7 protein-coding genes are annotated in these 15,002 nt (G+C 55.9%); 6 read left to right on the top strand and 1 reads right to left on the bottom strand.

All coding sequences use genetic code 11. From position 1 onward, the window contains the following. The first annotated feature begins 21 nt into the window (after positions 1-21). Both HMPREF2129_RS07940 and HMPREF2129_RS07935 read left to right on the top strand, forming a co-directional pair. Positions 22-972, top strand: coding sequence for a class C sortase (locus HMPREF2129_RS07940; RefSeq protein ID WP_034665203.1), 951 nt, complete (start codon positions 22-24; stop codon positions 970-972). Then, positions 959-9,271, top strand: coding sequence for a SpaA isopeptide-forming pilin-related protein (locus HMPREF2129_RS07935; RefSeq protein WP_034665201.1), 8,313 nt, complete (start codon positions 959-961; stop codon positions 9,269-9,271). The genes HMPREF2129_RS07940 and HMPREF2129_RS07935 overlap by 14 nt, the downstream gene beginning before the upstream one ends. Before the next feature lie 218 nt (positions 9,272-9,489). On the opposite strand, the gene HMPREF2129_RS11015 is transcribed toward HMPREF2129_RS07935, so the two are convergent. Next, entirely contained in the window at positions 9,490-9,936 is a 447-nt protein-coding gene (locus HMPREF2129_RS11015; protein ID WP_408605840.1) for a hypothetical protein, read from the bottom strand. A gap of 116 nt (positions 9,937-10,052) precedes the next feature. Here HMPREF2129_RS11015 and rpsL point away from each other — a divergent pair, with 116 nt between their 5' ends. The 4 genes from rpsL to tuf all read left to right on the top strand — a co-directional run bounded on the left by rpsL (position 10,053) and on the right by tuf (position 14,729). After that, a complete protein-coding gene (gene rpsL / locus HMPREF2129_RS07925; RefSeq protein WP_034665197.1) occupies positions 10,053-10,424 on the top strand; it encodes a 30S ribosomal protein S12 in 372 nt (123 codons plus the stop codon). Positions 10,425-10,430: 6 nt separating this feature from the next. Next, entirely contained in the window at positions 10,431-10,898 is a 468-nt protein-coding gene (rpsG, locus tag HMPREF2129_RS07920; protein WP_034665194.1) for a 30S ribosomal protein S7, read from the top strand. A gap of 173 nt (positions 10,899-11,071) precedes the next feature. Continuing rightward, positions 11,072-13,195, top strand: coding sequence for an elongation factor G (gene fusA / locus HMPREF2129_RS07915; protein WP_034665191.1), 2,124 nt, complete (start codon positions 11,072-11,074; stop codon positions 13,193-13,195). Positions 13,196-13,538: 343 nt separating this feature from the next. Continuing rightward, entirely contained in the window at positions 13,539-14,729 is a 1,191-nt protein-coding gene (gene tuf / locus HMPREF2129_RS07910; RefSeq protein ID WP_034665189.1) for an elongation factor Tu, read from the top strand. Positions 14,730-15,002: the final 273 nt, after the last annotated feature.

Below are 15,002 nucleotides of genomic sequence, written 5' to 3'. Positions count from 1 at the left end.
AAAGCAGGCAAGGACACACGAGTGACAACGACGGTGATAGGTGTCGACGCGGGGCGTCGAAAAGCGAAAGCAGACAAGAAATCTGTTCGCTTTTCCACCAAGGCTGCCGTTGTTCTGCTCCTTGTCGGCATTGCGGCTATTTTGTACCCGGTGGTGTCAACGCTGCACAACAATGCGGCATCATCCCGGGTGGCGGATCAAATGACCGTTGAGGTCACACAGATGGAATCGCATCGGCGAGACCTCCTGTTGGGGGAGCTCCAGCAATACAACGAATCATTGCGGCGCAACCCCGTCCAGCCAGGTATTCCGGAGGAAATGGACTTCCAGCCGACACCTGAATACCTTGCCTACCTTGAGGTGGGGAAGCCGAACTTCACGTCGACAGATGCTTTCTCCGAGGTGATCATCCCGGATGTGGATATTCGCCTGCCGGTGTACAAGGGCTCAGGGCCAGAGGCACTCAACCGTGGAGCCGGGCACCTGTTCGGAACAACATTGCCGGTGGGTGGACCCGGTACAAACACGACGATCACCGCGCACACGGGCCTGGCCACGGCCTCGATGTTTGACAACCTGATCAACATTAAAAAGGGCGATGACGTGTTCATTAGCACGCTTGGGGACATCATGCGGTACCGCGTGGTGGGCACCAAGGTTGTTGCACCCGACACGATCGATGCCATCCCGCAGGTCGGTGAGACTGAGGAGGATCGCATCTTCCTCATCACCTGCACCCCCTACGGCCTCAACTTCCACCGCCTCATCGTTGAGGCGCACCGTATTCCACTCGACGCAGAACCCCAGCGGGACCTTGATGTGGGCAATGCGGTCGGGCCGTGGCAGACATGGATGACCATTGTGGCCACCATTTTTGTACTACTCATGGTGCTGCTTGCCTGGATTATTTATTCCGGGTTGAAGCAGCGTCGACGTACTTCGGACGAGGACAACTCTCATGAAACTCTTTAATCGTGCCAAGCGTATCGCTGCTGTTACTGCGGCAAGTGTGATTTTGGTGAGTGGGGCGAGTGTGCCCAGTCAGGCTGAAGACGGTGCGGGAGCTTCGCTTATCGACGTCTCCCCGGCATCGTCCGCCCCGAGTGCTTCCGCTGAGTCTCCAGCGTCTTCACCGGATGAGCCTGCAGCGCCGGCTCCTGTTATGCCTGCGGCCCCTGCTCCTGTGGCGCCGTTGCGCGCACCGGCAGCAGGTAACGGGTTTGCGGTTGAGGAGGCAGCGGGTGGTGTGACCATCACTGGTCTTGGTGGGGTGACGCTCGTTGGTGGTGCGTTGACGATTCCGGCCGAGATTGATGGCAAGAAGGTGGTTGGCATTGGTCCACGTGCCTTCCGGAATGCGGGTGTGAAGACACTTGAGTTCGCCGATGGGCTCGAGCTGGATGTGATTGGTGATGCCGCGTTTCAGGGCAATGAGATCAGCGGTGAGTTGAAGGTTCCCGCCAAGGAGATTGGTGAGAATGCTTTTGCTCAGAACAAGATCAAGGACCTTGAGCTTTCTGGCACGACTGTGGTGGCTAAGGATGCTTTTCGTGATAACGAAATCGCGTCGTTAAAGCTGAATCCTCCGGCAGGTGAAACTGTTGATTTGGCGGAGCGTGCCTTTATCAACAACCGTTTGAAAGGCACCGTTGACCTGAACAAGGTGGGCAAAATTGGGGATGATACCTTTTCCACCAACGATCTGCGTGAGGCGAAGCTGGGGGAGAATACGTCCTTGGGCAGCGGTGTGTTCAAGGAGAACAATGCGTGGGTGAAGCTGACCACCCCGGAAGGTGCTCAGCTTGATGGTTCGATTAAAACGGTCGAGTACGAGTCGGGCTTCGGGCAGATAGTTGACCCTGTGAAGGTGATTGTCCGTTACGTTGATGACAAAGGTGCGCAGATTCTGCCTGATGAAACGTTGGGTGAAGATCTGACTGCGCCGGGCCCGAAATTCCAGCGCGGAAAGGAAACCACTCACACACCGCGCCAGGTATCCGGATACAAACTCGACACAGAGTCGATCACGTTCACGCCGGATAAGGATGGCTACGTCATTGAGGCGACGTACACGAAGGTGGATAACAAGCCGGTGTTCACCTTCCCGAAAGATGGGATCAGACTGAACAACGGGGAAGAAGCGACCCCGGAGCGCCTCAAGCAAGGAGTGTCCGCGCGCAGCCATGACGGGAAGGACATCACAAACAAAATCCAGGTAGACGGAAGCGCAATTGATACCAAAACCACTGGGCTATATGAAGCAGTGTTTTCCGTTGTCGATGATGAGGGGAATGAAACTGTAGAAACTGTGCCCGTCTTCGTCGGAGCAGACTGGGGCGAGTATGAATTCGGTGGCGGCTGGCAGGTCAAGGACTTTGTTTACACCAAAGGTGGCGTGGTAGAAGGTTTTAGCGAGAGCGGTAAGGCAAAGCTGGCTGCGGGGAATACAACGTTGTGGATTCCTCCGGTGACCACTGAGGGGTCGCCCGTAACAGGCATCGGCAACCGGGCCTTTTACAAGACGCCGATCACATCGATTGAGGGGGGATGGCAAAATGTGAGGCGGATCGATAATTTCGCGTTTGCGGATACAAGTCTCTCGAAGCTCCCGGATGATTGGGGCGGGGTCAAATTGATCTACCAGGGTGCCTTCTCAAACTCCGAGATTGCGGAACTTCCCGCGTCATGGGGGGATGTTGAGCAACTGGACTATGATGTGTTCCGCAACAACCAACTCACCCGTTTGCCTGACTCCTGGGGAAAGATTACCGTCCTTCCTGGGGCCGTGTTCATGGGAAACAAGATCGAATCGCTTCCGCAGTCGTGGGGCAATGTGAGATCGATCGGGAGTGGGGCATTCAAGGAAAATGCGCTCACAACTCTGCCTGAATCGTGGGGGAATGTCACTGGAATTGGAAGCGAAGCTTTCGCGGGTGATTGGCGTAATCAAACAAATAAAATCAACGCTCTTCCGAAATCATGGGGCAATGTGAAGAATCTCGGCAGTGGGGCGTTTCAATATAACGAGATTGAAAGTATCCCGGATAACTGGGGCCAGTTAACCTGGATACAAAATGACCTATTTCGGAGCAACAAGCTCAAGGAAATTCCTGCATCGTGGGGTAATATCACCCGAATTGGACAGGCGGCCTTCCAGAGAAATGAAATCGCCCATGTGCCGCCCAGCTGGGAAAACGTGAAAGACCTTGGGAAATCTGCATTCGCGTACAACCAAATTACTGAGATCCCGCAGTCCTGGGGCCAGTTGGGGAAGTTGAATGATGGAATTTTCGAGTCCAACCGACTAACAAAAATTCCAGATTCGTGGGAACAGTTCACGGAGATTGGAACTCAAACGTTCCAGAACAATGATTTGACCGAATTGCCCGCATCCTGGGAAGGCATCAAGAAAATTGGACAAAGTGCCTTTTCAAAAAACAGGATCGCGGCGGTACCGGAGTCGTGGAGTGAGGTCGCAGAGGTTCACGATTGGGCCTTTTCGGAAAACAACATTGAACGGCTCCCTGTTTCATGGGGCAAGATTAATAAGCTTGGCTACGCCTCTTTCCGCAATAATCCGTTGAAGATCATCCCTGACTCATGGGGAGAGATTGATTTCATTGACGGGGGAGTTTTTCTTAATACGGAAATCACATCACTTCCGAAATCTTGGGGCAAAGTGAAGCGGTTTGGGACCGGAACTTTTGATGTGGCGCCAAGTGCAGTACCAGGTTTGAGCGACCTGTCATTTGAGGTTCCCACAGAGAATTTAACCCAGAATTTTCTGGACACGCTGATACATTCAAAGCTTCCTCGTCCGGTCACCCTGTACACACCGGATCGTGTCACGCCCGAGGGGTTGAAGGTGCCCGACGGGGTCACAATCAACCCGATGAAGGTGACCGTCCGTTTCGTTGATGAGAGCGGTAACCCGATTGGGCCGAAAGAGGACGTCAGGGAAACAAGCACGAGAACCCTTTTCAACTACCAGCCACCAGGCATTTACGGGTATGAGGGGCCGCCGGCGATTTCTCAAGTACTGGGGCCTGATGCGGAACAAGAAATTGTTCTTGTGTACAAGAAGATTCCAGCGGATCAATTGCCCAGCAATACGAATATTTCACTCAATCTAAACAACAAGGACCCTTACTACATTGGTAAGGACATGACGGGCAGCATCAAGGTCGACAGAACCGGAAACGCGACTGATACCTTGAGGAATGTCCGTGTCTTCGTGCACTTCGATCCCGAGGTCTACGACGTTGAGAACTTCGACATCACAGCGTACAACCTTGGCATTGACCGAGGCACGATTAAAAAAGAGGGCTCGATGGTCTCCTTTGTCATCAAGTCGCTCTCACCAGGCCAGACACTGACCATCCCATTCCGTCTGAAGTTTTACCCGGGGCCGACAGCGGCGAACACGGATTACCCGCTCCAAGCCACGATCACTGATGAGAATAATCTGGGCCTTGCCGAAAGTAACGTTGAGTCTTTCCAGGGCTATTACAGCCAGCCGCGAGAAACCATCTCGGTGCCGGGAGAGGATACGTCCACGGGTGAAATCAGTGATTATGACCAAGCTGTGAACAAGGATGACCCGAATAATCCGGTGACCTATGTTGCGGACAATGATCCGCAACGCCCAGTGAAAAACACGTTGGATTACAACATCTGTGTCAGTGGACTGCAGCGAAACGTCGGCGACTACCAGCTCACTGTTCCACTGCCGGAATACCTTGTTCACCCGAAGTCCGCCAATTATGATCCGGACAATCCGCGGCGACTGGCTGAGTTTGATCCAGAGAAAAACCCTGGTTGGGAGATGTCTGCTGATGGTAAGCAGCTCGTGTACACGGGGCACAACGGTGACGGTCGTGCGAACATTTGCAAGTCACTGACCCTGGGTTACCCAGGCGCAGTTGAGAATGAGAAGTTTTCCCTCAACGCCTCGGCGATCATGACTCCTACCGGCAAGCCGGACACGGAGCGGCACCTTGCCACCACAGCAACGCACAGGAACTTTTTCGGCCGTAGTGTCCCGCCTCCAGGTGAGATTTTGGCCAAGATCCCTACAGGTAACCACGGCGACGCCAGAAACAATTATTTCTACGACAACGCGCGTGAGCGTGGAGGAGTCTTCCCCTGGTCAATTGTTTATGAGATGCCTTCTGCAATGAGCGGTGTGGTCTTCACAGATTATGGCTTAGACCAGCGGATGTATTACGACTCGGTCACCGTGCCGATGAACCTTGGCACCGTGACCGTCCGGGTCCTCGACGATACGGGTGCGGAGCTTCAAGCCGATACTGTGGAATCGGCCAGCAACCGGACAATCACCTACGAGCGCAACAAGGTCCTCAAGGCAGCCAAGATCCGGTTTGAGGTCAAAGACCCTGTTCCGGAAGGCCTGCAGGGCAGGATCAGTGTGTCGACGCGGCTTAAAGATCCGGATGCGCCTATTGGTGATGAATCAGGCGCGCGAGTATTTGAAAACCGTGCGTCATTGCAGGCAAACGATGTGCCGACCGTCAATGTCAAAGCACGCAAAACGGTGAAGCCTCATGATCAGAAGATCACGGCTTTCAAAACCCAAAAGGCAGTCAATGCTGAAGGCAAGCCCGTGGACAACCTCATCACTGGTGACTTTTTGGAGTACACGGTTGGTTTCACCCCGAATGAGAGTTTTGGGGAAACCATCACAGACATAGTGGTTGTGGACCTGCTTCCCCCTGGACTTGATGTGTACGACATCACGATGACGGCGGAATTCTCGCGTTTGCCAGGGGCACGCTACGAATTAGTGGATAACTACCGCGATAGCGGTCAGGCCGCTGTAATTTTCCGCGCTACCTCTGCATCTCCTGACCAAGCCCGGCCTCAAGAAAGGATGACGGCAGGGTGGATTAAGGGCAGGATCAATTTGCTGGGGCAAGACAGGTTGAGAAACGATGTCTTTGTCAAGGCAACGAACACGGGACTGAATAATGCGGTTACTGACAAGCGGCTTGGCGACGATAAATGGTCCCAAGCTCAGCGGGAAGCAGCATTCACTCCGGCATCAGCCATGGAAATCACCAAACAGATTAGGGAGCACGCGGCGGACGGCACGGTTGGTGCGTGGACAAATTCAGTAACCACGTTGCCGGGAGCCAAAATTGACTACCGCTTCCGCCTTACAAACGGCACAGAGCGCCCCCGTTCCGGCCTTGTTGCTTACGACGTATTCCCGCATGTCGGTGACGTTGGCATTCCTCAGGGCCGTAACTCCAATTTTGCGAACACCTACGATCCCACGCGCGAAGTAACTCTGCCGGAGGGGTACACCATCTCCTACTACAACGGGGATGCGTGGCCGGTATATGACGGATCTAGCCAAGACGACGTTGAGAATGCCTTGGCGGGGTTGGCGTGGGAGCCCACTCCCAGTGTGACCACCAAGGCAGTCCGCATCGAGCAACAGCCCAATGTTGAATTGATGGGAGGGCAAACAATCGAGTTCATCCTCCCGTTCAATGCCAACGCGGAACGGTTGGATGCTTATGGCAACCCGCCGCAGGATCTTGTGGGCAAGGCGGCTTATAACTCCTTCTTCTATCAAGATAATTCGCAGCCTGAACTTCTTGAAGGTAACCGTGTTTCCAACCTCTTGAAGGCACGGCCTATCTCCATTGAGTTTGTGAAATATGAGAAGGACACGAAGAAGGCTCTTGCTGGTGCTACCTTTGCGCTTAAAGACGCAACGGGAACCACTATTGCCACCGCGAAGTCCGGCGTAGACGGGCGTGTTGTATTCCCCAACGTGGCGGTGCGAGTGGGGCACCGTGTTGTTGAGGTGGCTGCCCCCGATGGGTACCAGGTGAGCCCGCAGGAGCGGATTATCACTGAAACGGATTTGAGCGAGGGGTATGCCAAGAACCCGGCGGTGATTGAGTTGGGAGAGTTCTTCAATGAGTTGAAGCCGCCGCCACCAGAGTATGGCCGCCTTGAGTTCAAGAAACTGAACTCTGCCGGCATGCCACTTCCCGGCACTAAATTCACCCTTTCCAAAAACGATAAGAAGTATGGTCGCCTCCTGTATGAGGCAACTGCTGATGACAATGGGCGGGTGGTTTTCACCAACGTGGTGGCTGGAAAGGGCTACTTCTTGCAGGAGACCCAACCAATTGCGCCTTACCAGCCGGTCCCCAATATCGGCGGAATTGCAATTGACCCGAATCAGACGACGAAACCGGGCAAGGATTTCACTGTTCCGGACACAGGAGAAACCATTGACAATGTCATCGTGAATGACAAGGTCCAAATTCGTCTTGATAAACGATTGGTCAACGATGACCGCCTGGTGGATAAGGATGGCAACAAGCGTGCCTTCGGTTCCTTCCAAGCGGCGGATGGAAGTTTCCTCAGCGGTTCCATATTCGACATCGTGGAAAAAAGCACGGGCAATGTCGTCTCCACCGCGAGGCCCTACGACTCGGAGAAAAGCCTCATCACTGGGCTTCATCCAAACACGGTTTACCAACTGCGTGAGACGTATGTCCCTAGCAGATACGAGGAGATTGATTGGCTGAAAGACACCATGTTCTTCCAAATCTCCAGTGACGGCAAGCTCTTGGACGAAAATGGCAAGGAATTCCCAGTGCAGTCCGCGCTCTATGTTCCGAACCGAGCAGCAACACAAGAATCAGTAGTGACGGTGAGCAAGGTTGACCAAAAGAGTCAGCCTCTTGCCGGGGCTGAGTTCGAGCTTCAGCGCATTCACAAGGATGAAGCTGATGGGACAACCACATGGATCAAGGTCGGTGAGACCGTGACAACGGGTAGCGACGGTGTCGCCGCGTTCACACTTGCGGAAAGTGGCCGGTACCGTGTCGTCGAAAAGCAAAATCCTGCTGGCTACGTCGGTGATTATGTTTCGCCTGAGTTTATTGTTCAGCGTACGGTTGCCAAGACGTTTACGTATTCGGCGACGAACTATCGGATTCGTCCGACTGTGGCGAAGATTGATTATGTTGCGCGTGGTTTGCCGGACCAAGGTGCTGCCCTGGAGGTAAGCAAGAAGCATCCGGGCTCTACCGCAATTCGTCGTCATGGTGCGTGGGAGGTTGTGAAATACCTGCCTGGCGCGGCATTTGATCTGCGTGAAGGTGATAAGGATGGCGCAGTCATCCAACACATCGAAACAGGTGATGATGGTAAGGCTGAAATCACCGTTGACCTGGACCCGGATAAGTCCTACGTCCTGGTAGAAACCGAGGCCCCTCAGAGCTACGCCGCCGCTGAGAAGCCGGTGACGTTTATTCCGGCGACGATGATGCAGTTTGAACCAGGCCGTGAAAAGGGAATGTTCACGGTGTATGTACCCAACGCGCGGGAGACCGGCCGCATTGTGGTGTCCAAGACAGATATGAATTCAGGGTTGCCACTGCTTGATGGTCAAGCCGAATTCACCGCACAGAAGGTGAACAAGGTCACTGACGGATCTGAAAAGGAAAACGACATTGTCATCGACGGTGTCCGCTACCGCCCTGATCCGGATGAGAAGGCGCATACGAAGAAGACGAGTAAGTCCGGTGGTGTAGCCACATTTGACAAGCTCAGCCACGGCACGTGGATTGTGCGTGAGACTGCTGCGGCGAAGGATTTCGTGGTGGATGATGCACCAGCGATCTTCGAGGTGAGCAGAAATGAATCCTCGCACACCTTCGTGTTTGCTAACCAGGGTGATCCGAAGATCAAGCTGACCAAGTTCATTAACGGCCAGGATGCGAATAACAAGCTCACCACTGTGTGGTTGGCGCCAGATGCGGACACGATGGACGTGAAGTTTGTTGTGGAGAACACCGGCAAGGCGACATTGCGTGATGTCACGGTCACTGACCACATTGAGGGTGCGCAGGACCAGTACATCGATGAGGCCTTGTCGCACGCAGTGTTCACCGTAAAGCGTGTCGACGGCACCGTTGAGAACAACGTTCCCAACAGCAAGATGGTGCTGGCCCCTGGTGATAAGGCTGAGACCACACTTGAGGGAATGGCCTCACCTGAGGTGAACAAACTGCACCGCAATGACGCAACGGTTGCGGGTACCTGGAAGTCCCCGAATGATGTGACGGATGCTGATCCGGCGCATGCTTACCGCATGCCGGTGGGCTTGCCACTGCCGGCAACAGGTGATCAGCCATGGTTGATTAGGTTGTTGATCTTCGGCGGATTGGCGCTGTTGCTGGGAATGGCGTTTGCTCGTCGCGCGGTGCGCCGAGAAGCGTAAAAGCGCAAAGCGTCCCATGCGCCTCAGGCGCATGGGGCGTACAAGCAGCGGCCGTGATCGGCGATGCCATAAAAGTTTTTGGCCTCTTTGCCTTAGTTCTTCTGTGCGAGTTCTACTGCCCGGATTTTAAAAGAGCAGAGAGGACAAAGCCAAGGATTGTGCCACGGATGATCGCGGACCAGAACGTGATAGCGGTGTGCTTAGCATCATCTGACTTGTCAATGCCGAAGATCTGGTTGATAAACGCGAGGAAACCTTCCTTGGATGATCCCTGGGGATCTGAATCCGTCGGCTTCGGATTCGGCTGGCTTCGCAGTAACAGTGACATCGCGGGATGCCGTCTTTGATGTAGAGAGAACATTTGAGATGCTCAGAACACCGTTGGCCAGAGTGACACCTTGAGGTGTGCCAACAAGCTCTGCGTTCGGGGACACATGCAGGCGGACGGTGCTGCCTTCCGCACTGATCTTAGAAACGGCACCGAAAGCGACAGAGGAAATCTTCGCATCGCCGGTGGTCACCTTCACCGGAATGTTAGCGCCAGCGTCGACCTCGTTGGGCATGTGGCGATTTGCTTTACGGCGCAATCGCGCGGTAAATTTGCACCCGATTCCGCCGTCGTATGTTTTATGTGCGACGGAGATGGAAATGAACTCCCCGTTCATCCTGAACGGTTCGATGTTCAAGCACGCGGAAGGGCCCCGGAAAAGAGCCCCCATTTTTGCGTGTCTGGGCATGGTTCTGTTTGGGGTGGGCGATCAGACGACAAGAAAGTGTTGGTATGCCAACTATTCAGCAGCTGGTCCGCAAGGGCCGCCACGATAAGAGCAAGAAGGTCGCTACGGCAGCCCTGAAGGGTTCCCCGCAGCGTCGCGGTGTGTGCACCCGCGTGTACACCACCACCCCGAAGAAGCCGAACTCCGCTCTGCGTAAGGTCGCGCGTGTGCGCCTGACCTCTGGCATTGAGGTTTCCGCATACATCCCGGGTGAGGGCCACAACCTGCAGGAGCACTCCATGGTGCTCGTGCGCGGTGGTCGTGTGAAGGACCTTCCGGGTGTCCGCTACAAAATCGTCCGTGGCGCACTGGATACCCAGGGCGTGAAGGACCGCAAGCAGGCTCGCTCCCGTTACGGCGCGAAGAAGGGACAGTAATTAAAAATGCGTAAGCAGCAAGCACCGAAGCGTCCCGTAATCAAGGATCCGGTTTACGGCTCCGAGCTGGTCACCCAGCTGATCAACAAGATCCTCAAGGACGGCAAAAAGTCCACCGCACAGCGCATTGTTTATGACGCGCTGGAGATCTGCCGCGAGAAGACCGGTACTGACCCGGTTGGCACCCTGGAGAAGGCACTGGGCAACATCCGCCCGGACCTTGAGGTTCGTTCCCGCCGTGTTGGTGGCGCAACCTACCAGGTTCCGGTTGAGGTCCGCCCGGGCCGTTCCACCACCCTGGCACTGCGCTGGATGGTTACCTTTACTCGCCAGCGTCGTGAGAACACCATGGTTGAGCGCCTTGCAAACGAGATCCTGGACGCATCCAACGGTCTCGGCGCATCCGTGAAGCGCCGCGAGGACACGCACAAGATGGCAGAGGCCAACCGCGCCTTCGCTCACTACCGCTGGTAGTTTCCCGCTTCGCTGCGTCTGGCGCGACGTCTTTGTGGCGTCGTCATGCCAGATCAGCGAGGACGTGGCAGAATTAACCAAGGAAAATATCCGCAAAGGCGTCTCACAGTCGCCCCGTTTAGATGGGAATGCGGCTCTCAGGCGTCGACGACAATTAAGTTGGGGTACACAACGTGGCACAAGAAGTGCTTAAGGATCTGAATAAGGTCCGCAACATCGGCATCATGGCCCACATCGATGCTGGTAAGACCACCACGACCGAGCGCATCCTGTTCTACACGGGCATCAACCGTCGTGTGGGCGAGACCCACGACGGCGGCGCAACCACTGACTGGATGGAGCAGGAGAAAGAGCGCGGCATCACCATTACGTCCGCTGCTGTGACCTGTTTCTGGAACAACAATCAGATCAACATCATCGACACCCCGGGCCACGTCGACTTCACCGTTGAGGTTGAGCGTTCCCTGCGCGTCCTCGACGGCGCTGTTGCAGTGTTCGACGGCAAGGAAGGTGTGGAGCCGCAGTCCGAGCAGGTGTGGCGCCAGGCTGCTAAGTACGACGTCCCGCGTGTCTGCTTTGTTAACAAGATGGACAAGCTGGGCGCTGACTTCTACTACACCGTCCAGACCATCATTGACCGCCTCGGCGCAAAGCCGTTGGTGATGCAGCTGCCAATCGGCGCTGAAGATGACTTCGACGGCGTGGTTGACCTGATCAACATGCAGGCCATCACCTGGCGCGGCAAGACCGAGATTGGTACCGAGGGCACGATCGAGGAGATCCCGGCTGACCTTCAGGAGAAGGCTGAGGAGTACCGCGAGAAGCTGCTCGAGGCTGTTGCTGAGTCCGACGAAGAGCTCATGGAGAAGTACTTCGGCGGCGAAGAGCTGACTATCGACGAGATTAAGGGCGCCATCCGCAAGATGACCGTCAACTCCGAGATCTACCCGGTCTTCTGTGGTACCGCATACCGCAACAAGGGTGTTCAGCCGCTTCTCGACGCGATTGTGGACTACCTGCCGAACCCGCTGGACATCGGCGAGGTCACCGGTACCTCCCTCGACGGCAACGAGCAGCTGACCCGTAAGCCGTCCGTCGACGACCCGTTCTCCGCACTGGCATTCAAGATTGCTGTTCACCCGTTCTTCGGCAAGCTCACCTACGTGCGCGTCTACTCTGGCCAGGCCATCCCGGGCGAGCAGATGCTCAACTCCACCAAGAACAAGAAGGAGCGCGTGGGCAAGCTCTTCCAGATGCACGCGAACAAGGAGAACCCGGTTGAGCACGCTGACGCCGGTAACATCTACGCGTTCATTGGTCTGAAGGAAACCACCACGGGTGACACCCTCTGCAGCCCGGATCACCCGATCATCCTCGAGTCCATGGACTTCCCGGACCCGGTGATCCAGGTGGCTATTGAGCCGAAGACCAAGGCTGACCAGGAGAAGCTGGGTACCGCTATTCAGAAACTTGCTGAAGAGGACCCGACCTTCACCGTCCACCTCGACGAGGAGTCCGGCCAGACCGTTATCGGCGGCATGGGCGAGCTCCACCTTGATGTTCTGGTGGACCGCATGAAGCGCGAGTTCAAGGTTGAGGCGAACATCGGTTCCCCGCAGGTTGCTTACCGCGAGACCATCCGCAAGCCAGTCGAGCACCTCGACTACACCCACAAGAAGCAGACGGGTGGTTCCGGCCAGTTTGCAAAGGTCATCATCTCCATCGAGCCGTACAACCCGGACCCGGAAACGCTCGAGGAAGGCGAGTCCGCGATCTACACCTTCGAGAACGCTGTCACCGGTGGCCGCGTGCCGAAGGAGTACATCCCGTCCGTAGACGCTGGTATCCAGGACGCAATGCAGTACGGCTACCTCGCTGGCTACCCGCTGGTGAACATCAAGGCCACCCTGGAAGATGGTGCGTACCACGAGGTTGACTCCTCTGAGATGGCCTTCAAGCTCGCTGGTTCCCAGGCTCTGAAGGAAGCTGTTGCGAAGGCAAAGCCGGTCCTGCTCGAGCCGCTCATGGCTGTTGAGGTTGTCACTCCGGAGGAGTACATGGGCACCGTCAACGGTGACATCAGCTCCCGTCGTGGCCAGGTGTACGCCATGGAGGATCGCTCCGGCGCAAAGGTTGTTAAGGCGAAGGTTCCGCTGTCCGAAATGTTCGGCTACATCGGTGACCTGCGTTCCGCAACCGCCGGCCGCGCAAACTTCACCATGGTGTTTGACTCCTATGGCGAGGTCCCGTCGTCCATCGCTCAGGAGATTATCGACGAGCGCAACGGCCGGGCCTAACGTCCAGCCGTCCCCGCTTAACCTTCGCCAGTAGGCACTAAGCGGGGAAGCTCACACCGGTGGTAATGGCTGAGCTGAGGCTGGTGCAGGTCACAGGAACTGCCCAGGTTGAGCCGGCCGTTACCACCGGGAGACCCCGTTGTGGTTTGAAAAACGGCCACGACAAATCTAGGATCAAGTAACTGGCACATTGTGAAATGGCCATTGTTTCCATGCCCTCGCACCGGTTCACCACCCAAACGCGTGGACTGAGTGGATCGAGTGCTAGGAAATGCAAACAAGGCAAAGTAAATTTACGTGGCTGCGAGAGTCGTAGTCACATGCACGTCCAGGAGGACAAACAGTGGCAAAGGAAAAGTTCGAGCGCACTAAGCCGCACGTGAACATCGGCACTATCGGTCACGTCGACCACGGCAAGACCACCACCACCGCCGCTATCACCAAGGTGCTGGCTGACAAGTACCCGGAGGAGAACAAGGCCTTCGACTACTCGGCTATCGATAAGGCTCCGGAAGAGCGCGAGCGCGGCATTACCATCAACATCTCCCACGTGGAGTACAACACCCCGAAGCGCCACTACGCACACGTTGACGCCCCGGGCCACGCCGACTACATCAAGAACATGATTACCGGTGCTGCTCAGATGGACGGCGCAATCCTCGTTGTTGCTGCTACTGACGGCCCGATGCCGCAGACCCGCGAGCACGTTCTGCTCGCCCGCCAGGTTGGCGTTCCGTACATCCTCGTTGCACTCAACAAGTGCGACATGGTTGATGATGAGGAGATCATCGAGCTCGTCGAGATGGAGATCCGCGAGCTGCTCGCTGAGCAGGATTACGACGAAGAGGCTCCGATCGTCCACATCTCCGCTCTCAAGGCTATCGAGGGCGAGGAGAAGTGGGTTCAGTCCATCGTGGACCTGATGCAGGCTTGCGATGACTCCATCCCGGATCCGGTCCGTGAGACCGACCGCGACTTCCTGATGCCGATCGAGGACATCTTCACCATTTCCGGCCGCGGTACCGTTGTTACCGGCCGTGTTGAGCGTGGTGTCCTGAACCTCAACGACGAGGTCGAGATCATCGGTATCCGCGAGAAGTCCCAGAAGACCACCGTCACCTCCATCGAGATGTTCAACAAGCTGCTCGACACCGCTGAGGCTGGCGACAACGCTGCTCTGCTGCTCCGTGGTCTGAAGCGTGAGGACGTTGAGCGTGGCCAGGTCATCATCAAGCCGGGCGCTTACACCCCGCACACCAAGTTCGAGGGCTCCGTCTACGTCCTGTCCAAGGACGAGGGCGGTCGCCACACCCCGTTCTTCGACAACTACCGTCCGCAGTTCTACTTCCGTACCACTGACGTGACCGGTGTTGTGAAGCTGCCGGAGGGCACCGAGATGGTTATGCCGGGCGACAACGTCGACATGACCGTTGAGCTCATCCAGCCGGTCGCTATGGACGAGGGTCTGCGCTTCGCTATCCGCGAGGGCTCCCGTACCGTCGGCGCTGGCCGCGTGACCAAGATTCTGGACTAGTTTCTAATTAGAACCAGGTTCTGGTTCCACCGGAACAGCTCCTTAAAAGCCGCATCCCTTTCGAGGGGTGCGGCTTTTGTTATGCCGTCTTGGAGGCGACCTTTGCAGGTGATGAGGGGCAGGGTTAGACGTTAGGTGTGTCTGCCTGGCCTGTCTGGCGTCGTTTTTGGTTCCGCGCCAAGTGTTTGGACCTTTTTTCGTTGTGTCGGGAACCGGGCTGTTCATGCTCGTTATGTGGCTTATTTGCGTGTCCTGAAACGCGACTCGGCGCTC

Source organism: Corynebacterium tuscaniense DNF00037 (assembly GCF_000759055.1).
Lineage (GTDB): Bacteria > Actinomycetota > Actinomycetes > Mycobacteriales > Mycobacteriaceae > Corynebacterium > Corynebacterium tuscaniense.
The sequence above is the reverse complement of the archived record's forward strand: the minus strand, read 5'-3'. Positions and strand labels throughout refer to the sequence as shown.